The 25,661-nt window shown below is 65.4% G+C and carries 25 protein-coding genes; 17 read left to right on the top strand and 8 right to left on the bottom strand.

What is annotated here, in order from left to right; translation table 11 throughout:
• Positions 1-60: 60 nt before the first annotated feature.
• The gene (locus VHC04_RS12050) at positions 61-1,242 is read left to right on the top strand and encodes a CaiB/BaiF CoA transferase family protein (RefSeq protein ID WP_325681449.1); all 1,182 of its coding nucleotides are present in this window, start codon (positions 61-63) and stop codon (positions 1,240-1,242) included.
• 108 nt (positions 1,243-1,350) lie between these two features.
• On the opposite strand, the gene VHC04_RS12045 is transcribed toward VHC04_RS12050, so the two are convergent.
• Both VHC04_RS12045 and VHC04_RS12040 read right to left on the bottom strand, forming a co-directional pair.
• Positions 1,351-2,097: an SDR family NAD(P)-dependent oxidoreductase gene (locus tag VHC04_RS12045; protein WP_325681447.1), complete on the bottom strand. Its 747-nt coding sequence runs from the start codon at positions 2,095-2,097 to the stop codon at positions 1,351-1,353.
• 98 nt (positions 2,098-2,195) lie between these two features.
• Positions 2,196-3,173: a PDZ domain-containing protein gene (locus VHC04_RS12040; protein ID WP_325681445.1), complete on the bottom strand. Its 978-nt coding sequence runs from the start codon at positions 3,171-3,173 to the stop codon at positions 2,196-2,198.
• Positions 3,174-3,354: 181 nt separating this feature from the next.
• On the opposite strand from VHC04_RS12040, the gene VHC04_RS12035 reads away from it, so the two are divergent.
• The 8 genes from VHC04_RS12035 to VHC04_RS12000 all read left to right on the top strand — a co-directional run bounded on the left by VHC04_RS12035 (position 3,355) and on the right by VHC04_RS12000 (position 12,081).
• Entirely contained in the window at positions 3,355-4,155 is an 801-nt protein-coding gene (locus VHC04_RS12035; protein ID WP_325681443.1) for a creatininase family protein, read from the top strand.
• Between the two features lie 142 nt (positions 4,156-4,297).
• Positions 4,298-5,167 carry a DUF2076 domain-containing protein gene (locus tag VHC04_RS12030; protein WP_325681441.1) on the top strand — a complete coding sequence of 290 codons (870 nt, stop codon included), beginning with the start codon at positions 4,298-4,300 and terminating at the stop codon, positions 5,165-5,167.
• A gap of 84 nt (positions 5,168-5,251) precedes the next feature.
• The gene (locus VHC04_RS12025; protein ID WP_325681439.1) at positions 5,252-6,370 is read left to right on the top strand and encodes a glycosyltransferase family 4 protein; all 1,119 of its coding nucleotides are present in this window, start codon (positions 5,252-5,254) and stop codon (positions 6,368-6,370) included.
• A gap of 73 nt (positions 6,371-6,443) precedes the next feature.
• Positions 6,444-7,448: a CobW family GTP-binding protein gene (locus VHC04_RS12020; protein WP_325681434.1), complete on the top strand. Its 1,005-nt coding sequence runs from the start codon at positions 6,444-6,446 to the stop codon at positions 7,446-7,448.
• Entirely contained in the window at positions 7,445-8,494 is a 1,050-nt protein-coding gene (locus tag VHC04_RS12015) for a WD40 repeat domain-containing protein (protein ID WP_325681432.1), read from the top strand. The genes VHC04_RS12020 and VHC04_RS12015 overlap by 4 nt, the downstream gene beginning before the upstream one ends.
• 780 nt (positions 8,495-9,274) lie before the next feature.
• Positions 9,275-10,258 (top strand): TRAP transporter substrate-binding protein DctP, encoded by a 984-nt coding sequence (gene dctP / locus VHC04_RS12010; protein WP_325681430.1) that lies wholly within the window; start codon positions 9,275-9,277, stop codon positions 10,256-10,258.
• A complete protein-coding gene (locus tag VHC04_RS12005; protein ID WP_325681428.1) occupies positions 10,255-10,785 on the top strand; it encodes a TRAP transporter small permease in 531 nt (176 codons plus the stop codon). The genes dctP and VHC04_RS12005 overlap by 4 nt, the downstream gene beginning before the upstream one ends.
• 3 nt (positions 10,786-10,788) lie before the next feature.
• Entirely contained in the window at positions 10,789-12,081 is a 1,293-nt protein-coding gene (locus VHC04_RS12000; protein WP_325681426.1) for a TRAP transporter large permease, read from the top strand.
• A 125-nt stretch (positions 12,082-12,206) separates the two neighbouring features.
• Here the strand turns inward: VHC04_RS12000 and VHC04_RS11995 are convergent, their stop codons facing one another.
• Positions 12,207-12,914, bottom strand: coding sequence for a carbonic anhydrase (locus tag VHC04_RS11995; protein WP_325681424.1), 708 nt, complete (start codon positions 12,912-12,914; stop codon positions 12,207-12,209).
• Positions 12,915-13,090: 176 nt separating this feature from the next.
• Here VHC04_RS11995 and VHC04_RS11990 point away from each other — a divergent pair, with 176 nt between their 5' ends.
• Positions 13,091-14,341, top strand: a complete 1,251-nt coding sequence (locus tag VHC04_RS11990) for an LLM class flavin-dependent oxidoreductase (protein WP_325681422.1) — start codon at positions 13,091-13,093, stop codon at positions 14,339-14,341.
• An 88-nt stretch (positions 14,342-14,429) separates the two neighbouring features.
• Here VHC04_RS11990 and VHC04_RS11985 read toward each other — a convergent pair whose 3' ends face one another.
• Positions 14,430-15,317, bottom strand: a complete 888-nt coding sequence (locus VHC04_RS11985; RefSeq protein ID WP_325681420.1) for an HpcH/HpaI aldolase/citrate lyase family protein — start codon at positions 15,315-15,317, stop codon at positions 14,430-14,432.
• 228 nt (positions 15,318-15,545) lie between these two features.
• Between VHC04_RS11985 and VHC04_RS11980 the strand changes: the two genes are divergently transcribed.
• The gene (locus VHC04_RS11980; RefSeq protein ID WP_325681418.1) at positions 15,546-16,313 is read left to right on the top strand and encodes an HpcH/HpaI aldolase family protein; all 768 of its coding nucleotides are present in this window, start codon (positions 15,546-15,548) and stop codon (positions 16,311-16,313) included.
• A gap of 198 nt (positions 16,314-16,511) precedes the next feature.
• Here the strand turns inward: VHC04_RS11980 and VHC04_RS11975 are convergent, their stop codons facing one another.
• Positions 16,512-17,738 (bottom strand): glycosyltransferase, encoded by a 1,227-nt coding sequence (locus VHC04_RS11975; protein WP_325681416.1) that lies wholly within the window; start codon positions 17,736-17,738, stop codon positions 16,512-16,514.
• Between the two features lie 239 nt (positions 17,739-17,977).
• Here VHC04_RS11975 and VHC04_RS11970 point away from each other — a divergent pair, with 239 nt between their 5' ends.
• Both VHC04_RS11970 and VHC04_RS11965 read left to right on the top strand, forming a co-directional pair.
• The gene (locus VHC04_RS11970; protein WP_325681414.1) at positions 17,978-19,192 is read left to right on the top strand and encodes a molybdopterin-dependent oxidoreductase; all 1,215 of its coding nucleotides are present in this window, start codon (positions 17,978-17,980) and stop codon (positions 19,190-19,192) included.
• A 17-nt stretch (positions 19,193-19,209) separates the two neighbouring features.
• Complete coding sequence (locus tag VHC04_RS11965; protein WP_325681412.1) at positions 19,210-19,518, top strand: cytochrome c; 309 nt, start codon at positions 19,210-19,212, stop codon at positions 19,516-19,518.
• Between the two features lie 12 nt (positions 19,519-19,530).
• Here VHC04_RS11965 and VHC04_RS11960 read toward each other — a convergent pair whose 3' ends face one another.
• The gene (locus tag VHC04_RS11960) at positions 19,531-19,962 is read right to left on the bottom strand and encodes a hypothetical protein (RefSeq protein WP_325681411.1); all 432 of its coding nucleotides are present in this window, start codon (positions 19,960-19,962) and stop codon (positions 19,531-19,533) included.
• A gap of 49 nt (positions 19,963-20,011) precedes the next feature.
• Complete coding sequence (locus tag VHC04_RS11955; RefSeq protein WP_325681410.1) at positions 20,012-21,115, bottom strand: LLM class flavin-dependent oxidoreductase; 1,104 nt, start codon at positions 21,113-21,115, stop codon at positions 20,012-20,014.
• 1,057 nt (positions 21,116-22,172) lie between these two features.
• Between VHC04_RS11955 and VHC04_RS11950 the strand changes: the two genes are divergently transcribed.
• The 4 genes from VHC04_RS11950 to VHC04_RS23055 all read left to right on the top strand — a co-directional run bounded on the left by VHC04_RS11950 (position 22,173) and on the right by VHC04_RS23055 (position 24,603).
• On the top strand, positions 22,173-23,069 hold the full coding sequence (locus VHC04_RS11950) for a fructose bisphosphate aldolase (RefSeq protein WP_325681408.1): 897 nt from the start codon (positions 22,173-22,175) through the stop codon (positions 23,067-23,069).
• 343 nt (positions 23,070-23,412) lie between these two features.
• Positions 23,413-23,637 (top strand): antitoxin MazE family protein, encoded by a 225-nt coding sequence (locus tag VHC04_RS11945; protein WP_325681406.1) that lies wholly within the window; start codon positions 23,413-23,415, stop codon positions 23,635-23,637.
• Entirely contained in the window at positions 23,634-23,990 is a 357-nt protein-coding gene (locus tag VHC04_RS11940) for a type II toxin-antitoxin system PemK/MazF family toxin (RefSeq protein ID WP_325681404.1), read from the top strand. Before VHC04_RS11945 ends, VHC04_RS11940 begins: the two co-directional genes overlap by 4 nt.
• Before the next feature lie 148 nt (positions 23,991-24,138).
• Positions 24,139-24,603 carry a hypothetical protein gene (locus VHC04_RS23055; protein ID WP_408903803.1) on the top strand — a complete coding sequence of 155 codons (465 nt, stop codon included), beginning with the start codon at positions 24,139-24,141 and terminating at the stop codon, positions 24,601-24,603.
• 251 nt (positions 24,604-24,854) lie between these two features.
• Here the strand turns inward: VHC04_RS23055 and VHC04_RS11930 are convergent, their stop codons facing one another.
• A complete protein-coding gene (locus VHC04_RS11930) occupies positions 24,855-25,604 on the bottom strand; it encodes an aspartate/glutamate racemase family protein (protein WP_325681402.1) in 750 nt (249 codons plus the stop codon).
• Positions 25,605-25,661: the final 57 nt, after the last annotated feature.

The raw sequence follows: 25,661 nt of genomic DNA, 5'->3' as shown, positions 1-25,661 counted from the left end.
CGCCGGTGCCTCGCGAAAACCCGTCCTGTTCAATCGCCTGCTCAGTCAAGGGAGAGGATCGTGCCGCAGCCAACCGGCCCGCTGAAGGGTATCCGCGTCGTCGATGTGACCACCGTGGTGCTGGGTCCGTTCGCCTCCCAGACATTGGGCGACATGGGCGCGGATGTCATCAAGGTGGAGACGCCGGACGGCGACTCCACCCGCCAGATCGGACCACACCGCTCACCGGGGATGGCGGCCTATTTCGCCGGACTCAACCGCAACAAGCGGAGCCTGGTGCTGGACCTGAAGAAACCGGCGTCCAAGGAAGCGCTGCTTCGGCTGGTGGAGACTGCCGATGTCTTTGTCCACAACATGCGCCTCGGTGCCGCCAGCCGGCTCGGCCTGGACTACGAGACGTTGCGCGCCCGCAACCCCAGGCTGATCTATGCGGCCGCGAGCGGGTTCCGCAAAGGCAGCTCGATGCAGGATTTCCCGGCCTACGACGACCTGATCCAGGGCGTTTCCGGCACCGCCGCCCTGAATGCCGGCCCGGGCGGCGCACCACGCTACCTGCCCACCGTGGTCGTCGACAAGCTGACCGGGTCCTATCTCGCCTCGATGATCGGGATGGCGCTGTTTCATCGGGAGCGGACGGGCCAGGGACAGGAAATCCATCTGCCGATGATGGAGACCATCCTGTCCTTCATGCTGGTCGAGCACCTGTGGCACGGCACATTGGATCAGCCGGAAAACGGCCTGGGCTACCCGCGGATGCTGACGCCTCATCGGCGGCCGTACCAGACGAAGGATGGCCATATCAGCGTCATCGCCCACAGCGACGCGCAGTGGAACAAGCTGTTCGACGCAATGGGAGTTCCCCATTACAAGGACGATCCGCGCTTCAACAGTGTCAGCGCGCGGACGGCCAATATCGACGCGGTCTACGCGACGCTGACCGAGGGGATGAAATCCCGCACCACGGATGAGTGGCTGGCGGAACTTCGGCCAGCCGACATCCCGTGTGGCCGTGCCAACGGCCTGGATGATCTCTTCACCGATCCCTACCTGGTGGAAACGAATTTCTTTGAACGTCACCAGCATCCGACCGAAGGGACGGTCGTGGTGCCGGCGATTCCCACCCGCTTCTCCGAAACGCCCCCCAATATCCACCGCTACTGGCCCGCGTTGGGGGAGCATACGCGCGCAGTACTGGCCGAGCTGGGCTACAGCCCGTCGGATATCGACGCGATCATTGGATGACGAGAGCGGGGATGACGGGGGCGGGGATGACGGGGTGGGGGATAAGGGGGGCGGGCCCATACCGCCGCGGCCCTGATTCCGAACCGCGGCAATGGGCGAAGACCCGGACTACAGCAATTGGCCGCCATCCACGGTGATGGTCTGCCCCGTCACCCAGCTCGCAAGGGGCGACGCCAGGAACATCGCGACATTGGCCACTTCCTCGGGATGGCCCAGCCGGCCGAAGGGGATGGATCGCAGGACGGCGTTATACAGCGGCGAACCCTCCTTCTTGCGGCGATCCCACACGCCACCTGGAAACTCGATGGAGCCAGGGGCGATGCCGTTCACCCGGATGCCGGACTTCGCATACATGGCCGCCTGCGTATTGGTGTAATGGATCACCGCTGCTTTGATCGCACCATAGGGCGGCTGCCGCGCGGCGGAGCGCAGCGCGGAGATCGAGGATGTGTTGATCACGCAACCCTTCGACTCCGTCAGGAAAGGCAGCGCGACCTGCGTGGCGTGCACGATCGCCAGCATGTCGATCGCCAGGCTGGAGACCCAGCCTGCCTCATCGTCGGTGGAGCCGAAGGCCGAGGCGTTGTTGACCAGGATGTCGATGCCGCCCAGCGCGGCGGCTGCCTCCGTGATATAGGCGCGGATGGCCGCGGCATCGGCCAGATCGACCGGCGCGGCATGCGCGGTGTGACCGAAGGCGGCGACTTCCTTGCGGGTCTGTTCCAATGTCTCGGCGCCGCGAGCGCAGATCGAGACGGCGGCTCCGCTCTCTGCCAGCCCGAGCGCGATGGCGCGGCCGATGCCGCGGCTGCCGCCGCAGATGATGGCTTTGCGACCGGTGAAATCGATGTTCATGGCATGCCCCTGCTACGTGGTGGGATCGAACACCCAACGCCGCCCCTTCGCAACCGGGCGGCCGGATGATCGCGGCGTCGCCGGTCTGTGCGCCAGGTCTAGGCGTCCGGTTGGGCAGCCACGACCAGCCGGGCCGACAGCCGGTTGCCGTCGCGCAGCAGCCCGATCTCCAGCACGCTGCCAATCTTTTCGGGCAACAGGAGACCACGCAGCACGTGATTGCCCGAGGTGCTGATGCCATTGACCGTCAGCAGGATGTCGCCGATGCGCAATCCGGCGCGCTCGGCCGGTCCGCCCGTGGTCAGGCTTACCACCATGCGGGCGGATTTCTGGCCGGTGCGCGCGACCAGCCCATCCGGGATCGTGATCGGCTGCAGCGCGACCCCCAGCCAGCCGCGTGCCGCGGAGGTGCGGCCGCCGCTGCCGGTCTGGCCGCCCCAGGGCGCTGCCGACCGGGTCACCGGTTCGGGCGGCACCTCGGGCACCGCGTCGAGCTGCGGCGGGATGGAACGCACCGGCGAAGACGCCCCCTGGAAGCTTTGGCGCACCACGGCGGCGGGCACGATCAGGGCCTCGCCAGCCGGCCCTTCGGCGATCAGGCCGACGAAGCGGCCGTCCGCATCCAGCGCGACGGCGCCCGGATCGATCTGATGCGGGGCCAGGTCGGCCATGGGCAGGATGCCGGCCGGATGGCGGACCATCCTATGCACGGTCGTCAGGCGGACGGTCGGTGCCGCCTCCTGATCCGCGGCCAGCACGATCAGCAGGCTGCCCAGCACGGCCGCGCCGGGCATGAGAGGATGGCATGTCACCGGCTTGTCCAGCCGCAGGGACGCGACGTCGTTGCCCTGGTCGCGCGGGCCCGGCCGGGCGGCGACCAGCCCGCCGGTTGGCAGCATCACGGAATAAAGGTCGAGCACCGGCAGTGCCTGATCGGTGGTCACGATCGTATCATTCCACACCAGCAACCCGGTCACGTGCCGGTTGGAACCCGTCCGGATGGCGCTCAGCAGCGGCGCCGTGGCCGTCACCAGGCGCGCGATGGAGGCGGAGAACGTGGCGAAGGGTGTGCTCATGCAACGACAACAGGACCGATACGAAGCCAATCCCGTCGGGCGGCCCAGGCGAGAACAGGGGTCGCAGGACTGCCCGGGGGATGCCGGAGGGAAAAGTTCGATCGCTCTACCGTTCGCGTCACGATGTGTCCACAATAGACCGCGACCCGGTTGACGGACGTCGGATGAGAGGCAGCGCGGAATGCAACAGTACGAATGGCGGAAGCTCAGGGCGGATCAATTGCGGCAACAGGCGGCGCGCGACGCGATCGTTGTTCTGCCGATCGCCTCGATCGAGCAACATGGCCCGCACCTGCCGGTGGAAGTCGATTCGATGCTGGGGGAGGCCGTCGCCGCCCGTACGGCCGAGAAGGTGCTGGCCAATGGCCAGCCGATCCTGGTGCTGCCGGTGCTGTGGACCGGACTCTCAGAGCATCACATGAGCTTCGGCGGCACCATCACGCTGGACAATGCGGCGTTCACAGCGGTGATCGAGGGTGTGGTGCGGTCGATCCTGCGGCACGGGTTCCGTCGGGTCGTGCTGCTGAATGCCCATGGTGGCAACGAGAACGCGCTGCGCACCATCGCGGACGATCTGACCCCAAGGTTGGGAGTACCGATCGTGCAATTCACCTACTGGTATGCCGCCGCGGTGCCGATCGCGAAAATCCTGGAAACCCAGGGCGGCCTGTCGCACGCCTGCGAGGCCGAGACGTCGATGATGATGGCGGTCCGGCCGGAGCTGGTGGCGAAGGATCGCATTCCGCTTGCCAGGGCGAACGACACGCCGAACCTCGACGATCTTGTGGGGGGCGGCGTTTATATGTGGCGCAGCATCGGCAGCCGCTCCGGCTCCGGCGTGATCGGCAACCCGGAGGCGGCATCGGCCGAGAAGGGCGAACGGCTGCTGGATGCGATCTCCTCCTCGCTGGCCGAGAAGCTGTGCAACGCGGATCTGTGGGCACTTCCCTGGACCTCGGACAGAATCCCGCCCGGCCCATAGGGCGCGCCGGGCCGCGAACCGGCACGTCCAGGCCACCCACGCCGCGGCGATCCGCGCCTCCAGAATTCCATTGAACGGCGGGCGATTCGGCATCACATCTGCTGCGCGACAGCATCGGGTCCAGGACCCATTCGGGGTACATATGACCGACGAAGAACGCCAGATCATCTCCCAGTTCGTTGCCCGTGTCGGTGGTTCGCCGGCCAGCAGCGGGTTCGCGTCCGGCTCCGTGCCGCAAACCCAGCCGGCCCTGCCGCCGGTGGATCGGGAGGCCGACCAGTTCATTGCGCAGCAGTTTCAGCAATACCCGGAAGCGCGCTACCGCATCACGCAGCTTGCTTTCGTGCAGGAGCATGCGTTGGTCGAGGCGCAGAATCGCATCCAGCGGCTGGAGTGGGAAAAGCAGCAGATGCAGCAGGCACTGCAACAGGCCCAGCAGGCCGCGCAACAGCAGGGATCGTCCGGCGGCGGGTTCTTCAGCGGGCTGTTCGGCGGTGGCCGCCAGTCCCAGCCTCAGGCCGCTCCGCCGCCCGGCGGACCGTGGGGCCAGACGGGACCGCAGCGCGGGCCGCAACAAGGCTATTATCCGCCGCCACCGCCGCCGCAATACCCGCCAGGCTATCAGCCAGGCGTGTTTCAGCGCCAAGGCTCGGGCTTTCTCGGCTCCGCACTGACGACGGCAGCAGGCGTGGCCGGCGGTGTGCTGGCCGCGAACGCGCTGACCAGCCTGTTCTCTGGCGGGCATTCAGCCGCCGGGTTCGGAGCTGGCGGAGTGGGAGCCGGCGCCGCGAGCCCATGGGCTACTCCAGTGCCGGACCAGCAGCAGTTCATCGATAATTCGGCATGGGATCCTGGTGCCGCCGGCGCGGGTGGCCAGGATTTCGGTGGCCAGGACTTTGGTGCCGGGGCTGCGAACCAGGATTACCTGGACAACGGCGGCTGGGATTCGTCGGGCGGCGGCGTCGACGACAGCGGCAGCTGGGATTCCGGCAATACGGACGACACGTTCTGATATGAACGCTCGACGGGGCCCGCGGGCCCCGTTTCATTTGGACGGCATGGCGCAGCCCGTACCGCCCCTGTATAGGCGGCCGCGATGTGCCCCGCCTCCGCTCCCCTGGTCGCCGTCGTCCTGCCGCCGCGTGAGGGCTTCGGTCCCGGCCGAGCGGGCGCCGTGGGCCTGCTTGTGCGCCGCCTGGCGCCGACGCCCGGGTGCGAAACCCTGGTAATTGGCGGGCCACAGGATTCACCCGCGTTCTCCGATGTCCGATTCCTGCCGGTCCGGCCGGCGACCTTTGTCCTGGGCAACGGCAACCTGCGCTATGCGGCCGCCGTCGCTCGGGCGCTGCGGCCGCTGAGGCCAGCGCTGATCGAGGCCCATAACCGGCCGGAAATCGCTCTTGCCTTGGCTGCCCGACTGCCCGGCGTGCCGGTGACACTGGTCTTGCACAACGATCCACAGGCCATGCGCCTGGCGCAGACCCCGGCGCAGCGCACGGTGCTGCTGCGGCGAATGGCGCTGGTGATGACACCCTCGGCCTGGCTGCGCGACAGGCTGATCGACGGCCTGAAGGCAATCCCCAAGGCACCGGCCGTGGTGCCGAACTGCATCGACCTGACAGAGCTGCCGCCACCGCAGCCGCGCGAGCAGTCCATCCTGTTTGCCGGCCGGGTGGTGGACGACAAGGCACCCGACGCTTTCATTGCCGCCTGTGCGGCGGCATTGCCGGAACTGCACGGCTGGCGGGCCGATGTCATCGGCGCCGACCGGTTTCGGGCGGACAGCCCGGACACGAGCTTCGTGGCGGGCGTCCGCGCAGCGGCGGAACGCGCCGGCGTCGGTATGCTGGGTTACCGCGATCATCCCGAGGTCATGCTGGCGATGGCGCGAGCCGGCATCGTGGTGGTGCCCAGCCGGTGGGCGGAGCCGTTCGGGCTGGTGGCGTTGGAAGCGATGGCGAACGGGGCGCCACTGATCTGCTCCAAGCGCGGCGGTTTGCCCGAAGTCGCTGGCAACGCAGCCCTGTATGCGGAGCCCGACGAACCGGGGACGATCGCCAGGGCCATCGTCACGCTTGCCAACGATCCGGCACAGCGCGCCGCCCTCGGCGAGGCCGGCCGCACGCGGGCTCAGCGCTTCGACGTGCGCGTAGTCCGCGAACGCCTTGCCCGTCTGCGCCACGGGCTGATCGCGCGGGCCTCCCCGGCTGGTTGACCGGGGGGAGGAAGCCTATATTGCTGACCCAAGCCTCCCCCTCCCGCCCGGGCCGTTGGGGAGATCGACATCAATGAGGGATCAGACCATGGCGGATACCCAGGCCACGGCCGACCAGCAGGTTCCGGTGACCGTGCTGACCGGCTATCTCGGTGCCGGCAAGACCACCCTGCTCAACCGCATCCTGACCGAACAGCACGGCCGCAAATACGCGGTGGTGATCAATGAGTTCGGGGAGCTGGGCGTGGACAATGACCTCGTCGTCGACACCGACGAGGAAGTGTTCGAGATGAACAATGGCTGCATCTGCTGCACGGTGCGCGGCGACCTGATCCGCATCGTCGGCGGGCTGATGAAGCGGCGTGACAAATTCGACGGCATCATCATCGAGACGACCGGCCTGGCCAACCCGGCGCCGGTGGCGCAAACCTTCTTCGTCGATGACAACGTGAAGGCGAAGACCCGCCTGGACGCCATCGTCACGGTCGTCGACGCGAAGCATCTGCCGCAGCGGCTGCAGGACAGCCATGAGGCCGCCGATCAGATCGCCTTCGCCGACGTCATCGTGCTGAACAAGACGGATCTGGTGACGCCCGAGGAACTGGAGGCGGTGGAGGGCATGATCCGCCAGATCAACCGTTTCGCGGTGATCCACCGCACCCAGCGGTCGGCGGTGCCGATCGCCGAGGTGCTGGACCGCGGTGCCTTCGACTTGCAGCGCATCCTGTCCATGCAGCCGGATTTCCTGTCCGGAGAGGATGACCACGAGCACAATGATGACGTGAGCTCGATGAGCTTCGAGGTGGAGAAGCCGATCGATCCGGAGAAGTTCAATGCCTGGATCGGGATGCTGCTGCAGGACAAGGGCCCCGACCTGCTGCGGACCAAGGGCATTCTGAATTACGCGGGCGACGACCGCCGCTTCGCCTTCCAGGCCGTGCACATGATCGCCGACGGCGATTTCATCGGCCCATGGAAGGAGGGTGAGCCGCGGGTCAGCCGGCTGGTCTTCATCGGCCGCAACCTGAGCCGGCCGCAACTGCGGCGCGGGTTCGAGAGTTGCGCGGTGGATTCATGAGTCAGGCCGTCGAGGATTCGTACCTTCTGAAGCAGCGGGGGATTTCGCGGGATCTGGATGCGTTCGTGGTCGGTGTGCGGTTTTCCCGCGATGGGAGAACCGTCGGCTTCGCCCTGGGTGACGGCAGCATGCGCGTGGCGAAGCTGGACGATCCGTCCGCGTGGACCAGCGCCGCCGTGCACGATGGGGCGATCCTGGACGTCGCGACCGATCCCACCGGCGATGGCTTCATCACCGGCGGCGACGACGGCGCGGTGCGGCGGGTGTCGGCGGATGGTACCGTATCCGATATCGCCAGCCTCGGCGCGATGAAGTGGGTGGAACATGTCGCCGGCTACACGCTGGACAAGACTCGTGGCCTGATCGTCGCCAGCGCCGGCAAGCTGGTGAAGCTCTTCGACCAGGCGGGAAAGGAGCTGAAATCCTTCACCCATCCATCAACCGTCACGGGCCTGACCTTCGACGGCAAGGGCAAGCGGATCGCTGCCTCGCACTACAACGGCGTCACCCTGTGGTTCGTTGCCGCGAAGACCGATACGCCCCGCAAGCTGGAATGGAAGGGCAGCCACACCGCCGTCATCATGCACCCGGAAGGCGAGGCGGTGGTGACGGCGATGCAGGAGAACGCGCTGCATGGCTGGAAATTGCCTGACGCGCAGCATATGCGCATGAGCGGCTATCCGGCGAAGACCGAGAGCCTGTCCTTCACCCGCACCGGTAAATGGCTGGCGACGTCCGGCGCGGACGCGATGGTGATGTGGCCCTTCTTCGGCGGCGGCCCGATGGGCAAGGCGCCGCTGGAACTGGCCGGCGGCGACGGCATCATCTGCCGGCAGGTGGCTTGCCACCCGAAGGAGGAATTCGTGGCCGGCGGTTTCGCCGACGGGTTGGTAGTGGTGGCCGATATCGGCTCCTCCCGCATCCTGCCGGTGGCGCCGCCCGACCACGGACCGGTGACCGCTCTGGCCTGGAGCTCGGATGGCAGCCGCCTCGCCTTCGGCACCGAGACCGGCTTTGCCGCCTTGGTGGATATGAGCCGGCGCTGATCCTAAGAACGCGATCGCCTGAAGCCGGCGGTGAGAGGGCCTGAATCGCGGCCTTGAATCAAAGAGTTGATAAAGCGTGGCAGGATCAAGCCTGCCCTGTCATGCTTTATCGGGCGGCTTGACCCTGATTCTGAGTCTGGTTCTGCCCCTGGCCCGCAGCCTTGGACACCGGTTGCGCTGACGACCCGGCCGGCGCATCCGTTGCAGTCCCGGTCCAGGTCTGCATCGTTTCATTGAACCGCTTCGCCATGTCCGTGAACGACAGGTTGGCCACGGCATTTGTGCACCCGGTCGTCTGCACACAGGGTTGCGCGACGGACGAGGTCGCCGACGTCGAGGCAAGATGGGCCAACGGTACGGCAGCGACACAGCCACCGAGTGCGAGGACGGCACCGGAGGCAAGTGACGCGCGGCAGAGAAATGACGCGAGGCGCACGATAGGATTCCTGAGCGGTGAGCCGAACCGGCAGACATTGATGCCGCCGGTGAGCCGGGACAGCAGGGAACCGGTAGCGTCGGATCGTTTTGATCCTGACGGATGCCGGCTGATGCAGTGTCCGCGGAAAATCCGAATACTTCGTTAACGGTGAGAGATTTATTTGCGAGAATTTATTAGTTCTTCTTTTGTTCGGTCGACCGGGCCATGCCGCTTGTCCCAGTGGGCGAGGAGCGCGGCTTGCGTCTCGGGACAGATCAGGTCCGCCGCCTTTGCCATACGGCCACCCCAGGCTAAACAGGACGCAACCCGCTCGGCGAAGCGGTTGAGAAAGGGGAACCGTCTTGCGACACGTCTTGCTCCGCGCGGCCTTGGCCGCCTCCCTGGTCATCTCCAGCGTCGCGGCCAAGGCCGCCACAGCCTGGGAGTGCTACGTCTACAACCCGCTGGTCACCCAACCCTCGGTTGCTGCCGTCTCGAAGATGATCGATGAGATCAAGGAGAAAACGCATGGCGATCTGACCATCGCATTGCATCTCGGCGGCAGCCTGCCGATCAAGGCCGACAACATCACCGCCGCGGTCGCCGACAACGTGGTGCAGATCGCCGATGACGGCTTCGCCACCGGCACCATCCCGATCTCCGGCCTGCTGCGCCTGCCGATGCTGATCCAGAGCGAGGCGGAGATGAAGAAGGCGATGGAGATCGTCTCCCCCTATCTGCAGGCCGCCTACAACAAGCGTGGGATCGAGGTGCTGGCCCAGTACAGCTATCCGGTGCAGGTGATCTGGGGCCGCAAGAAAATCACCGGCCTGGATGACATCAAGGGCTTGAAGCTGCGCGTCACCAGCGTCGAGCAGGGCGAGTTCATCCGCCGCTTCGGCGGTGTTTCCTTGACCTTGGGCGCGCCGGACGTGGCGGCGGCGCTCGACCGCGGCGTGGTGGAAGGTGCGTTGACCGCCAGTTCGGGCGGCGGCATGGCCTGGCACGACCTGCTGAAATATCGTTACGCATATCCGACGTCGTGGGTGAACTCGACCTACATCGTCAACAAGGACGCGATGAGCAAGCTGCCACCCGATGAACAGAAAATCGTGCGGGAGGCCGCGACGAAATGGGCGGCCTGGGCGATCACGGAGATGGATCGGGTCGAGGACGAACTGACCGCGCAATGGGGCAAGGACGGCATGGTGCTGGCTGATCCCACGCAGGAAGACATCAAGCGCGGGACGGAGGCGATGAAATCCTATTGGGATGGGTGGGCGAAGGCACATGGGCCCGACGCCGTCGCCGCGATGCAGAAAATCCGCGCCGCGGTCGGCCGGTGAAGGACCCGGAATACGCGGCGGAGGCCGGCGAGGCCAGGTTCCATCCGGCGCCGACGCTGCTGGAGAATGCCTGCATGTGGATCTGCGAGGTCGCGATCGTCGTCATGGGCGCCATCGTCATCCTGGAGATCATCACGCGCAACCTGTTCAACTACTCGTTCGAGATGTCCGATGAACTGGGCGGCTATATCATTGTCGGGATCACGTTCCTGTCGCTGCCGGTCTGTCAGGTCTATCGATCCTACCATCATGTCCAGTTCGTCCAGACGCGCCTGTCACCGCGCATGCAGGCGCTGTCCCATCTGATCTTCGACCTGCTGTCGCTGCTGTTCTGCGTGGTGCTGGTCTGGCAACTGACGCGCTTCGTCATGGCCAGCCACCGCTCCGAGGACGTCGCGCCCACCCTGCTGGCGACACCGCTCTGGATACCGCAGGCGATCATGCCGATCGGCATGGTCGCGGCGACGATCTCCGTGCTGCGCTCCGCCTGGGGCAACTGGCGCCGCTTCCAGGCCGGCGGAGTCTGATTCATGACCCTGGCGCTGCAATTGATCGGATCCTTCGGGATCTTCCTGGTGCTGCTGGCCGCCGGCATGGCGGTGCCGTTCGCCATCGCCGTCCCCGGCGTGATCTATCTGCTGATGCAGAATGGCCTTGTCGCCCTGAAGGGGATCGGGCTGGTCACCTGGGGCAGCATGAACAGCTTCACGCTGACTGCGATCCCGCTGTTCGTGCTGATGGCCGAGCTGATGCAGCGCAGCGGATTGTCGTTCCGCATCTATCGCGGGCTGGCAAAGATCGTCTCCCGCCTGCCCGGCGGATTGCTGCAGACGAATATTGTCGGCTGCGCGCTGTTCGCCTCGATCAGCGGATCATCCGTCGCCACAGCGGCCTCGATCGGCGGCGTCGCCCTGCCGCAGCTCGTGCAGCGGCAATACGACCGGCGGCTGTCGGCAGGCTCCCTGGCGGCCGGCGGCACGCTGGGCATCCTGCTGCCGCCATCCATCGCCATGATCATCTACGGCTCCTTCACCGAGACGTCGGTGGCGAAGCTGTTCATGGCCGGCGTTATCCCGGGCGTGGTCCTGACCCTGATGTTCATGGCCTATATCGCCGTGCGGGCGCAATGGGGCGGGGTCGTGCCACGGCATCATGCGGTCAATGCCGAGTCCTGGCTCAGCGCGCTGGCCGACGTGGTACCGTTCGCGCTGCTGATTGGCGCGATCATCGGCAGCATCTATGCCGGCTGGGCCACGCCGACCGAGGCCGCGTCGGGCGGCTGCCTGTTCGCTTTCCTGCTGTGCCTGATCTGGGGTGACCTGACCTGGACCAGCTTCAAGGAGGCGATGCACCGCACGGTGCAGATCTGCGGCAACCTGCTGTTCATCATCTATGCCGCCTATATCTACGCCTATGCGATCGGCGTGGCGGGCGTGGGCGAGAGCGTGACCGCGTGGCTGGTCGGCCTGCACCTATCGCATTTCGAATTCTTCGCCGCGCTGTTCGTGCTGTACACCGTGCTGGGCTGCCTGGTGGAGAGCATCGGCATGATCGTCATCACCGTGCCGCTGATCTATCCGGTGCTAAGCAGTTACGGTATCGACCCGATCTGGTTCGGCGTCATCCTGGTCATGTATGTCGAACTGGGGCAGATATCGCCACCGATCGGCATTAATCTGTTCGTCATTCAAAGCATCTGGGATGGCGAACTCAGCGACGTGGTGATGGGGACCATTCCGTTCCACATCATCATGTTCGTGCTGCTGTTCATCCTGACACTGTTTCCCCAGCTTGCACTCTGGCTGCCCAGCCAGATGCAATAGGACGGCGTGGCCCGCGCAGCCGTCACGGGGGCGGAGCGGGCCGCGGCCGGATTCGACGACCTCTTGATTGGAAAGTGCGGTCGCACTTTCTGGCCGCCGGCCTGGGACGACGACCGTGCTCTACATCAGCTCATGAAATCGACCGCGCCGGTGTCGAGATCGTAGAAAGCCGCAACCACCTTGAGCTTTCCCTCATGCGCCAGATGCCCGACGATCTCGCTCCTGGTGGCGATCCTTCCGGCGGAGCGGCGGGCGCTTTCATGCGCGGCATTCTCGACGAAGTCGCCGGGCTTGCCTTTCACCGCCAGCGCGGCCGGCACGATGGCTTCCACCATCGGACCGATGGAGCCGGGGAGTTTCATGTGCTTTGTCACCACCTCGCATGCCGCCGCGACGGCGCCGCAGCGCTGATGACCCAGCACGACGACCAGCGGCGAGCCGAGGTGTTCCGCGCCGTACTCGATCGTGCCCATCACCGCCGTGTCCGGCACGTTGCCGGCATTGCGGGCGACGAACAGCTCTCCCAGGCCGACACCGCCGAAGATCAGCTCTGGGGACACGCGGCTGTCGGAGCAGGTCAGGATGGTGGCCCAGGGCGACTGCCCTTTGGCAACCCGGCCGCGCTGCTGGACCAGATCCGCCTCACAAAGCTGCGGGCCGGCAATGAACTTTTGATTGCCCGCCCGTAATCTTGCCAGGGCCTCATCCGGCGAGACAGCGCCCCCGGCGGCGTGAGCCAGTGGAGCGGACGCAGCCAGCGCCAGTCCGGCGGCGGCTGACAGAAAATGGCGGCGGCGCAACGGCGGAGCGCCACCGTAACACGTTGTGCACATACAAATCTCCGCCCCCGCCGGCACAGCGGAACTGATTGCCGATGGAGAATGTTTTGCCCGGGGATTTAGCGCCTCGCCTGCGTGCATGGCAACCGTGCCGTGCCCGCCGCACATGAAAATTGCCATACAAGGCGTCCGGTGGTTCCATGCCTCATATCTCGTCCGGGAGTTCCCATATGCCTCGCTTGAAATTCGGCGCCTTCCTCGCCCCACATCATCCGATCGGCGAGCACCCGATGCTGCAGTTCCGCCGCGACCTTGCGCTGGTGCGCCATCTGGACGATCTGGGCTACGACGAGTTCTGGTGCGGCGAGCACCACTCCAGCGGCTGGGAGATGATCGCGTCCCCGGAAATGTTCCTGGCGGCGGCGGCGGAGCAGACCAGGCGCATCAAGCTGGCAACCGGTGTGGTGTCGCTGCCCTACCACCACCCGTTCAACGTGGCGCAGCGCATCGTGCAGCTGGACTACATGACCGGCGGCCGGGTGATCTTTGGCACCGGTCCCGGCGCGCTGGCCTCCGATGCCCATACCTTTGGCATTGACCCGATGGTGCTGCGCGACCGGCAGGATGAGGCCCTGGGCGTGATCCGCCGCCTGTTCCGCGGTGAGCGCGTCACCATGAAGACTGACTGGTTCAACATGCAGGATGCCGCGCTTCAATTGCTGCCGCTGCAGGAAGACATGCCACTGGCCGTGGCCTCCCAGATCAGCCCATCCGGCATGACCCTGGCCGGCAAGCACGGGATCGGCATCATCTCCATCGGCTCGCTGTCCGAGGCAGGATTGAGCGCGCTGCCGACGCAGTGGAGCTTCGCGGAAGCCGCAGCAGCGAAGCATGGCCAGACCGTCGACCGGGCGAACTGGCGCGTGCTGCTGAACTGGCACATTGCCGAAACGCGGGAAAAGGCGGCGGAGCAGGCCCGCAAGGGCCTGATGCGGCATCACAACGAATACATCACCGGCACCCTCCAGCGTCCGGGCGCCCGGCCGTTCAAGGATCCGGATGAGGCGGTGGAGAAGACCGCCTTCTCCAAGGGTTCCGTGGCGACGATCGGCACCCCCGATGACCTCGTGGAACGGATCAAGTCGGTGCTGGCCACCAGCGGCGGCTTCGGCTGCGTGGTTGGCTTCGTGCATGACTGGGCGAACCCCGAGGACACGATGCGGAGCTGGGACATGGTGGCCCGCTACGTTGTGCCGGAGATCAACGGCTACGTCACCAAACTGCGGGAATCGCGGGAGTTCGTCGCCACCAACCGCGAGTATTTTGATCGGGCGAAGGATGCGGTGATGTCGAAGATCCTCGACAACGACGCGGCGGCCGAGGCCCTGAAGGTGACGAATTCCCCGATGCTGGCCGCCTCATCCAGCAACGTCCCCGACCTCGACGAAGCGCGGCGCCGCCTGGCCGCCCGGTCGGCCTGAGCCCCGGTTTCGCCGAGGGGTGGTCCGCAAACCCTGACGGCAAACCCTGACGGCGCGCGAGAGAGCCGGGCTCAACCAGAGCCCGGGTTTAACCCCGGTTCCTCGCCGCCTCCGCCAGCACCTCCCGAGCCAGCGGCAGCATGGCGTAGTCGACCATGGCGCCGCGATAGGCGACCGCGCCAAGGCCTTTCTTCTCGGCATCCTCGAAAGCGGCGATCAGGCCTGTGAAATAATCCACTTCCTCGGATGTCGGGCGATAGACGGCGTTGGCGATCGGTACATGGGTGGGGTGCATCACCGCCACACCGCTGTAGCCAAAGTCACGGGCCTTGCGGATGAGAGCTTCGACCGCCTTGTGGTCATCCTGATGCGTCCCGAAAATTCCCGCCATCGGATACATGGCTCCGGCCGCTCGGCTGTCGAGCACCAGCTTGGACGCCAGATAGTGCTGCTCCTCACCCCCCGTCGTGGCGCGGAAACCGAACGCGCGGGCAAAGTCGCCGGAAACCGGGCCGGACACCGCGCCGTGGATGCCGCGCACGCGCGGGCTCGCCTTTGCCAGGTTATAAGCGTCGTACATGCCCAAGGCCGTCTCCGGCAGCACCAGCAGACCGACGCTGCCATGCTCGACGCCGGCCTTCCCCTCGGCATAGCTGATCAGATCGTGCAGCCTGCGCACCTCGTCCGGGGTCGCCACCTTTGGCGGCACGATCGCGGTCAGCCCATCGGTCATCGCCGCCTCGATCTCGGCCGGCGTGCCGTCATACAGCGGCTGAATTCGCACGAAAGCGGCTACGCCGGCAGCTTTCAACTCGGCGATCTCGCTCTTGAGGTTGTCCATCGCCTGCGGCTTGAACTGGGGCGGCACCGAATCCTCGATATCCAGGATCACGCCGTGCGGCCCGACACGCAGGGCCTTGCCGACCCAGTCGCGGCGATGAGCGGGCACAAACAGCGCGGAACGGATGGGCCACATGCGACGAGTCTCTCCGGTTGGGGCGGCAGGTCCGCCGATCGCCGGCGATTTAAGGCGAAGCCCCGGCGGTGGGCAACCGCGCGGACATCTGAAAGCGGGCAGCGAACGGTGACAGCATGCGCGGGGATGACATGCGCCGGACCACCCTTGAAGCCGGCCGCGGGGTCGCGTTTGATGCGGGCGGTCCCGGTTGCGGGATCGATCGAACCAATGCCCGGGAGTGAAACCATGCGTCCGAACAAGATCAAGCAGATGTGGCGTGACGGGAAATACGTGACGCTGGGCTGGCTGTCGGTGTCGCACGGCTTCACGGCCGAGGTCATGGCGCGCCAGGGCTTCGATGCGCTGTGCGTGGACCTGCAGCATGGCACCGCGGAAATGAAGGATGTCACGCCCCTGTTGCAGGCGATTTCGCAGACCGACACGGTCCCGGTCGTCCGCGTGGCGTGGAATGAGCCGCAGGCGATCATGAAGGCGCTCGACCTGGGCGCGTATGGCATCATCGTGCCGCTGGTCAACACCGCCGCCGAGGCGGCGAAAGCAGTCTCCGCCTGCCGCTACCCGCCGGTCGGCATGCGCTCATCGGGGCCGGTGCGCGCCTCCTTCTACGGCGGCGACAATTACGTGGCACAGGCCAATGACGAGATCGTCGTGATGGCGATGATCGAAACGAAGGAAGGCCTCGCCAACCTCGACGCCATCTGCGCCACACCCGGTCTCGACGCCGTTTACATCGGTCCGGCCGACCTGTCCTTCGCGCTGGGGCTCGCTCCACGTGCCGACAACCCGGACAAGCTGCACATGGACACGTGCGACAAGATCCGGGAGACGGCGCACAAGCATGGGATCAAGTGCGTGATGCATTGTGCCGGCGCCGCCTTCGCCGCCGAGGCGGTGAAGCGCGGCTTCGACATGGTCATGCTGACATCCGACCTGTCCTGCATGATCGCCGGTGCGCGGGCACAGCTGGATGAATTGAAGACGAAGGCTGGATAAGAAGGACCGGCAAGGGGCCGGTGCCATGACGGCACGGCCCTGGCCTGCCCGGACTTCCCCGATACGCCGTTCGAGCCACGACCTTGCCGTTCGCGATCCTGTTCAAGCATTGCCGCGCTTCGGCAACCGGACGCGGCAGGCTCATCGGGTGGCTGACGCTGACGAACGGCGGCAATTCCAGTTGCCGGCAGATCGCGGTCAGCCGTGGTCCCGTTTCCGTTGCAGCGCGCGCAGACAGATCGCCTCGAACTGTCGGGCGACGGTGGACCAGGAAAACCGCTCCTCCATCAACCGCCGCGCTGCGCCGGCGATGCGGTTCCGCGCGGCCGGATCATCCAGCAAACCCAGAATGGCCGTGGCGAATTCCTCGGCATTGTCGGCGCGGACGAAATTTTCACCGTCGGTGACATCCAGGCCCTCGATCCCCAGCGTGGTGGAAACGACCGGCCGGCCCATCGCCATCGCCTCGAATGCCTTGATGCGCGTGCCGCTGCCGACGAACAGCGGGATCACGTAGACGTTCGCCTTGGCGACGTAGGGACGGATGTCATCCACGAACCCGGTCAGTGTCACGGCCAGCCCTCGTTCCCGAACCTTGTCCGACAGCGACGATGGCGGGTTGCGGCCGATGATCACCGCCTTGACCCGAGGCCGAACCGCCAGCAGGCGCGGCCAGACCTCGTCGAGCAGGAAATGGATGCCCTCGACATTCGCGGCCCAGCTCATGGTGGCGACGAAGACCAGCGTGCCGCCGTCGCTGCCGGGATCCTCGGCGGCCCCGGGCGCATGAGCCTGAAAGAAATCCAGATCGACGCCGGTATCGATGTCTGCCACCGCGGCCAGGCCGTAGCGCTTCGCCAGCACGTCCCGGTCGCGGGTGGACACCGCGATCACCGAATCGTACCGCGCCAGCGCCGCCTGCTCCAGCCGCGCCATTTTCCGCGCCTGGTCGGCCCAGAGAAGCTTCCAGATGCCACGCGCGCGCTGGGCATGCCGCTCAAAAATCTCGGCTTCAACGTTATGGGTAAACATCAGGCTGGCCGGCTCGATCCGGTTCGGCATCAGGACATCGGCATGGGGGAAATCCGCCACCACCACCGCCGGCCGTTCCGCCAACGCGTCCGCGATCACGCGGCGCCCGGAAGCGGAGCGATCGGTGGCGGCGGCCACCGGCAGGGCGCTGGCCAGGGCGGCCAGCCGGCGGACTCGGGAATAGGGCGCTTCGGGCCAGGACAGGAACCGATCGCAGGCCGCATCGATCTCGACCTGATGCCGAGCCGCGTCGGCTGGCGCGGGGGAGGCGAGCGTGACTTGAAAGGCGCCATTTTTCAGGCCTTTCAGGATGTTGCCGGTACGGATCTTGCCCCCCTGATCCATCGGGAACAGGAAGCGGGGGCTGACGAATAACAGGCCTGGACGAGGCATCAGCGTGTAACCAGCCATCCGGTTGCCTTGCCAGGCTGCGCCACACCCCGATCACACCCATCACAGCCGATCCGCATCCGACACTCATTCCCAGCCTGAACGCGATGGCTGTATCGCATACTTGCCACCGGCGAGGGTGGATTTCCTGTGGATGGCAAAAACCTCCTTGCCTTGGCGCGGCCTGCGATCCGAAATGGCACCCCGTCAAAATCGACGGCGAGAGTGGCTGGGAGGGTTCAATGGTATCGCTGAGCAGACGGACGTTGCTGGGTGGTGCGGGCGCCGCCATCGGGGCCGCGGGACTGAGCGGCGTGGCCAGGGCGGCGGACACGCCGAATGCCGTGCAGCTTCCGTTCGGCAATGGCGAACGTCCACTGGTCCGCTATGCCGGCAAGCGCCCCCTGCTGCAGATGACATCCCGGCCGCCACAGCTCGAGACCCCCTTCGCCGTGTTCAACGATGGCGTCATCACCCCCAACGACGCCTTCTTTGTCCGCTACCATTTGGCCAACATTCCGCTGGAGATCGACCCGGACACATTCCGGCTGGAGGTGAAGGGCAAGGTGAATACGCCGCTGTCGCTGTCCCTGGCGGATCTGAAGGCGATGGAGTCGACCGAGATCGTCGCTGTCAATCAATGTTCGGGCAACAGCCGGGGTTTCTTCGAGCCGCGCGTCGCCGGCGGCCAGTTGGCCAACGGTGCAATGGGGAATGCGCGCTGGAAAGGCGTCCCGCTGAAGGCCGTTCTGGACAAGGCCGGTGTGCAGGCGGGGGCGGTGCAGGTCAGCTTCGACGGGCTGGACGGGCCGGTGCTGCCGGAAACCCCGGATTTCGTGAAGGCCCTGGACATCGACCATGCCCGCGACGGGGAGGTCATGCTGGCGTACAGCATGAACAACGAGGACTTGCCCTGGCTGAATGGTTTCCCATTGCGGCTGGTGGTGCCGGGCTACTACGGCACCTACTGGATGAAGCACGTGCACGAGATCACCGTGCTGGATCACGCCTTCGACGGGTTCTGGATGAAAAGCGCCTATCGCATTCCCGCGAATAGCTGCGCCTGTACCGAACCCGGCAAGCCACCCACGACCACGGTGCCGATCGGACGGTTCAACGTCCGCTCCTTCATCACCAGCCTGGCCGATGGCGCGCGCGTGCCGGCCAACACCGAAACCATGGTCCGCGGCATCGCGTTCGATGGCGGCTACGGCATCAGCGGGGCCGCGCTGTCCGCGGATGGTGGCGAGACCTGGGCCGAGGCCAGGCTCGGCGACGACCTCGGGCGCTATTCGTTCCGCGCGTGGCAGGCACCGATCACCCTGCCGAAGGGCGAACACACGCTGATGGTCAGGGCGATCAATCGCATCGGCCAGTCGCAGCCAATGCAGCCGCTATGGAATCCGGCCGGCTATATGCGCAACGTCGTTGAGACCGTCCACGTCAAGGCAGCCTGAGCGGGAGAAGACGGATCATGCGCGCCACACTCACCCTCGCCTTCCTTGCAAGCGCCGGAATGGCCAGCATTGTCGCCGCCAAACCGATGGAGTACGTGCTGCCGCCGGAGACCGCCACACTGCGTCCCGGCCCGGCAGCCGGTCTCGACGCGGCCAAGCGGAACTGCCTGGGCTGCCATTCGCCTGACTATATCAGCACCCAGCCGCCGAAGAAGGGTCAGGCGTTCTGGGAGGCCGAGGTGGCGAAGATGCGAGCGGTCTATCACGCCCCGATCGACGACGAGGATGCGAAAGCCATCGCCGCCTATCTGACCGAGAGCTACTGACGGTTCGGCTTGCTACCAGGTGCCGGTGCGGTCCGCGTCGAAGCTGAAACCGCAGACATCGCCGCTCATTTCTCCGTGGATATGGCCCTGCTTCAGGGTGCCGCGCATAAAACTGTCACCCGAGACGGCGTTGAAGGTGCCGTCCGGCGCGATGGTGGCGCCGAATACGATCACCGGTCGCCAATCCGCCTGCGGTTGCAGAAGCCGATAGGTGAACTGGCGGCCGCTGATCTGGAGGTGGAACTCATCGGTGTTGCCGCAGCTCGTCTCATCGCCCCGCAGCAGCTGTTTCAGGCCGTTGTACGTGCCGTCCACCGGTTCCGGCCCGCTGATCGGGGCGATGGGATAGGATTGCCGGGGCGGCTGGTCGTTGGTGCAGCCTGTGCTGGCAAGCAGCGAGGCGGACGCCGTCAGGACGGCGGTGAAGTTTCGAATCCGTGTCATGCGGCCGGCTTTATCGAAACCGGCCGCGCGCAGCAACGGGCTTTGCCGCCTATTCGGCCGCTTCGGGCTTTGCGAGCGACCTTGCCGCCTCACGCTCCGCGATCAGTTGCTTCGTCAGCGGCAGCAAGGAGCGGCCATATTCGCGGTTGTCGGCTAATGGATTGAAGCCTCGCACCAGGAAGGTCGTTACGCCCATGTCCCAATAATCCACGAGTGCCTCGGCTACCTGCCGGGGTGTGCCGACCAGGCTGGTGGTGTTGCCGCTGGCGCCGGTCAGCAGCGCAGCGCCGGTCCACAGGCGCTTGTCCAGCCGCTCACCCTGCGCCGCGGCCGCGAGCAACCGCTTCGATCCTTCATTGGTCCGGTTCGGTGCGCCCAGTCCGGCGGCCTTCCGCCGTTGGATGATCGTCTGCTTGATCTGCTCGGCGCGTGCCCAGGCTTCATCCTCGGTCTCCGCCAGGATCGGACGGAATGACAGGCTGTAGCGGATCATGCGGTTCTGCCTTGCCGCCTCGGCGTCGATGCGGGCGGTGATCTCCCGCACCTGCGCATGAGTCTCGCCCCATAGCATATAGACATCGGCATGCTTCGCCGCCACGGCGATCGCCGCCGCGGAGGCGCCTCCGAAATAGATCGGAATACGCGGCTGCTGGACGCAGCGGATCGCGGTGTAGGCGCCCTTGAAACGATAGAACTGGCCCGCGTGGTCCACCGTGGGCGCCGGATCGGTCCAGATGCGTTTCAAAATATCAAGATATTCGTCGGTTCGAGCATAGCGTTCGTCCTTGGTGGAAACGTCGCCGTCGCGGAACTGGTCTGCATCATCGCCGCCGCTGATAACATGCATCGACAGCCGGCCGCCGGTGATCTGATCCAGTGTCGCCAGCTTGCGGGCAGCCAGTGGCGGGGCAACGAAGCCCGGCCGGTGGGCAAGCAGAAAGCCCAGCCGTTCCGTCTGCGCCGCCGCATCGGCGGCGATCAGAAACCCGTCCGGACCGTCGGCATAATAGCCGACCAGCAGCTTGTCGAAGCCGCCTGCCTCGGCGGCCTGTGCGAAGTCACGGATATATGCCCGATCGATCACCAACGGCGGAGGCGACATGATCTCCGACGCCTCGCGATGGTGGATCATGCCGATGAATTCCGGCGTCATGATGCATTCTCCCGCAATACCGCGGCGACTTTCGTGGCCAGGCGGTCGTCGTCATCGAGTCCATTGTAGGCGAAAGCGGATAGCCGCAGCCACAGGCCTGGGCAACGGCCGCACCCGCCTGGACCGCGCCCCCGCCTGGACCGCGCCCCCGCCTGGACCGCGCCATGGCAAACCCTGTTGCGGCGTGCGTTGTGGACGTGGCTGAGCATGAGAGCGTCGCCTGCGCGCAGCATCAGCGAACGGAAGCGGCATTGCAACCGGCCGCCGCGCTCTCGACGGAGACGGCATCGCGGGGTGCCCGTCCATCAGGCCACCCAACCCTCCCGGCGACATCCCGCAAGACGGCTGGAAGGTCCGATCCCCATAACAGGGCCGTGGTTGGTATCCTGCCATGGATGCTACGCAGAGCCCGGACGCCTGGCGCGGCACCAGGGGAGCCCATGGTAACCGCAGGGGTCGAGGGTCCCGTTTGTCCCATGGCACCTGGCCAGACTGCACCGGCAAGGTCCGGCATAAGCGCGGGGAAGCGGGAAAGTGTTCTGTGGCCAGAATGCAACAGACACACCCATTGCAAAAAGATGCGTGCTGCATTGCAGCAAAAACCGCTTGCCCGCTGCGTCTGCGAAGGGCAAAGTCTGCCTCGCAGAGCGCTGAGGCGCGCTGCTTTCTTGGACGTTTCCTCCCTAAACTTCGGCGGTGCCCTTGGGCACCGCCGTTTTTTTAATCAGATAGCGGCCTTTTCGCCGGCCATGGCAAACGCCATCCAATCGGCCTGCGCACTGCCACAATCACCCCCACCCCATTGCCCAGCCATTGAGACAGGCGAAGGCGGCGCGACCCCCGCAGTTCGACGCAATGACAATGGCGCGGGTGTCAAGCGGTAAATTTCAAACAAATCAATATGCTATAGAGATTTCCACAAATTGGAAGACCGAAGACCCTGATGCAGATCACTGCAGGCTTCTGAATCGGGGTGCTAGCCTTCTATCATGGGCCCGGTGCAAGGCGGCGGATTGATCCGTCCCGGCCTCGAAATTTTCACATAGGGATAAAGATCATGCCTGACGACGCGATGACGGCTCAGATGTCGAACAAGGGCGGCTTCATCGCCGCGCTGGACCAGAGTGGCGGGTCCACCCCGGGCGCGCTGCGCCTGTACGGGATTCCGGACAGCGCCTATAGCGGCGACGAAGAGATGTTCAGGCTGATGCACGAGATGCGCGTGCGCATCATGACCGCGCCGGCCTTCACCGGTGGCAAGGTGATCGGCGCGATCCTGTTCGAACGGACCATGGATGGGGAGGCACAGGGTAAATCGGTGCCGACCTATCTCTGGAAGGACCGTGGCGTTGTCCCGTTCCTGAAAGTGGACAAGGGGCTGGAGGCGGAGAAAGACGGCGTCAGCCTGATGAAACCCATCCCGGGACTGGACGCGCTGCTGGAGAGGGCGACCAAGCTGGGTATTTTCGGCACCAAGATGCGCTCCGTCATCAATCTGCCATCGCCGCAGGGCATCGCGGCGATCGTGAAGCAGCAGTTCGAGGTTGCCGCCCAGATCGCCCGCCACGGGTTGATCCCGATCATCGAGCCGGAGGTATCCATCAAGAGCCCCGACAAGAAGGGCGCGGAGGCTATCCTGCTGACGGAGTTGACGCGTGCTTTGGATGCGCTGCCGAGTGGCCGGAAGGTCATGCTGAAGTTGACCCTCCCGGATGAGACGGATCTGTATGCGCCCCTGGTGCGCCACCCAGGCGTGATGCGGGTGGTCGCGCTCTCCGGCGGTTACTCCCGAGCTGAAGCCTGCAAGCGTCTGAAGGCGCAGCATGGCGTGATTGCGAGCTTCTCCCGCGCCTTCACCGAGGGGTTGACGGTATCGATGACGGATGCGGCCTTCAATGCGGCGCTCGCACAGTCGACTGACGAGATCTATGCAGCCTCAACCGTGAAGGACTGAACAATCCGCGAAGGCGATGTCGGTTCCGTGGTTGGTATAGCTGGAGCATTCACGCGATCCTTCCGCTTTCAATCGGGACACCGTCCGGATGGGCAATATCCGGACGGTGCTCATGTTTGGAGCCGGGCCTTGGAAAGCGGGCCGAGCTACGACAAGGCCTCGGCCATCAGATCCAGCTTGTCATACATGCCGACACGCGTTCCGCCACTGTTCCTACAAACTATTGTATAATAAGAATTTTCTGAACATTCCCGTTGGCGATAGCCAAACTGCCTCATCGAATCCCCTTTTCATGCCGAGCGCCGCATGGTAGGTTACATGTAACCATATTGAGGGACCGAGCATGCCGCAGGCGCGAGGCGCGAAGCCTACCAAGATCAAGGTGCACGAGCACCGAGAGCGACTGCGCGCCCAGGGCCTGCGACCAATCCAGATTTGGGTGCCCGACGTGCGCGCATCGTCCTTTCGGGCAGAGGCGCACCGGCAATCGCTGGCGGTGGCGGCAAGCGCCCATGCCGCCGAGGATCAGGCGTTCATCGATGCGGTGTCTGATTGGGACGATGAATGAGGCGCGGAGAGATTTGGATCGTCTCCGGCGGCAAGAATTATGCGGGCAAGCCTCGTCCCGTCGTCATTGTGCAGGACGACAGCTTCGACGCGACGGACTCCATCACGATCTGCGCCTTCACCACGGACCCGACAGATGCGCCCCTGTTCCGCCTTCCTGTGGAACCGAACGAGCGCAACGGTCTGCGTTCTCCCTCCCGGCTGATGGTGGACAAGATCACCACCGTCCCGAAAGCCAAGGTCGGCGAACGGATCGGCCGGCTGGATCACGAAGACCTAGGCCGGCTCAACCAAGCGGCGATGGTGTTCCTCGGCCTGGCGGTGTCGCCAAGAATGGGCCGGAAAGGAGAATGATGAGAAGCGCTGCGACCGAAGTGTATCCGGGCGTGTCGTGGCGCCGGACACCACCACGGCGGAATGAACCGTCTGTCAGGTCAAGTTCATACTTTTACACATGAAGGTACATATTAGCCCAACCGTTGACGCTGCCTCGCCCCTGGGCGTGAGACTGATCCAGGTCGAGGCGACGAGCCTCTCCGCCGATGCGCCCTCTTTTGCCGCCACCATCCTGGCGATGGAACAGACCATCGGGCTACCCAAGACCGTGCTCGCCGGCACAGGCTATGCCAGTCGCACCGCCATCACCGCGTTGCAGACCAGGTGCATCGAGCCACTGGTGCGGCATTTTCGCAGGTCATTTTACGACGCCACCGTACCCTGTTCGTCGCCGACGCACGCTATGCCGCGCGCAACCACTCCATTTTCCGCCGAGTATTCACCTTCGATTTCCGTTGCTTATACCTGGATTCGTGACAATCGTGAGGCCATCAGCTTGCAACCGGCATCAAACGGCACCACGACGGATCATGGAAATCGTCCAGAGCAGAGGAGTCCGCTTCGGCTCGTAGAGCCGGAACTGACCCTCGAGCGCTCTACGAGCCGGACCCATTCCGACGCTCGCCACTAGACCGAGGCAGCTCCGCGACGAACCACGGTCATGCGGTAACCAACCCTCGCATCAGGGATGGATCAACCGTCGCACAAACGTGCCTCGCCTCCTGCCTTGGGCGGATGCAGAAAACAGCGGCAACCGGACCGACCGGCGAAAAATATTGCCCTACCACCTTGAAGACGGACATGAGAAAGCGTCACCGATGTACCCGGCCGCGGAGATCTGCACCGCCATGGCCGAGGGCGTACGATGTGGCATGCGATGGATTAAACGTCACGCCGGCCGAACAGATTTTCCAGCGGCGCCGGAACCCCGGTGATCGGTTTCGGGTCCGGCGCGCGGAACGTCCCGGCCGTTGCCTTGCGGGGTTTCAGCGCGGCCAGCACCTCGGCCTGGCGCATCGCCGCCGCCACGCCATCGACCAGGGGCACCGGCACCCGATCGGCGACCACGTCCGCCAGACCGGCCAGGGGCGCGCCACCCAGAATGACGACGTCCGCCTCATCATCCGCCACCGCCGCCTGACAGGCAGCCACCAGCGCGTCCGCTTTTTCCTCGGCGACCGTGTGGATGTCGCGGAAACCGCCAGGCACACAGCGGATGCTGGCGAGGCGCGCGGCCAGGCCGTTGGCATCGACGCATTCGCGGTACCAGGGTCCCATGGCGGTGGAGAAGGTGACGATGGAGAAGCGGCGACCCAGCATGCAGGCGGTCAGCATGGCCGCCTCGGCCATGCCGATGACGGGGATGGACAGCAATTCCCGTGCCCCGCCGATGCCCGGATCGGCGAAGGCGGCGATCACCGCGGCATCGCAGCCCGGCGCGTGTTCGGCCAGCAGTTCCAGGGCAACCCGCCCCCCGATCACCGCTTCGGCCCTGGTGGCGATATATGGCACCCCATAGGCGCCGGTGACGGCGATAACCTCGGTGCCAGGGCTGGCCGCAGCGCGTGCAACCGCGGCGATCCGATCCGTTACGGCGACTGTCGTATTGGGATTGGCGAACAGAATCCGCATCGGCACACCCCTTGGCCAGCGTGTTCGCGCGGGACGTTCCGCCAGAACACCCGCTTG

The organism is Rhodopila sp., assembly GCF_035548095.1.
Taxonomy (GTDB): domain Bacteria; phylum Pseudomonadota; class Alphaproteobacteria; order Acetobacterales; family Acetobacteraceae; genus Rhodopila.
This window is presented reverse-complemented; position numbering and strand designations above follow the sequence as displayed.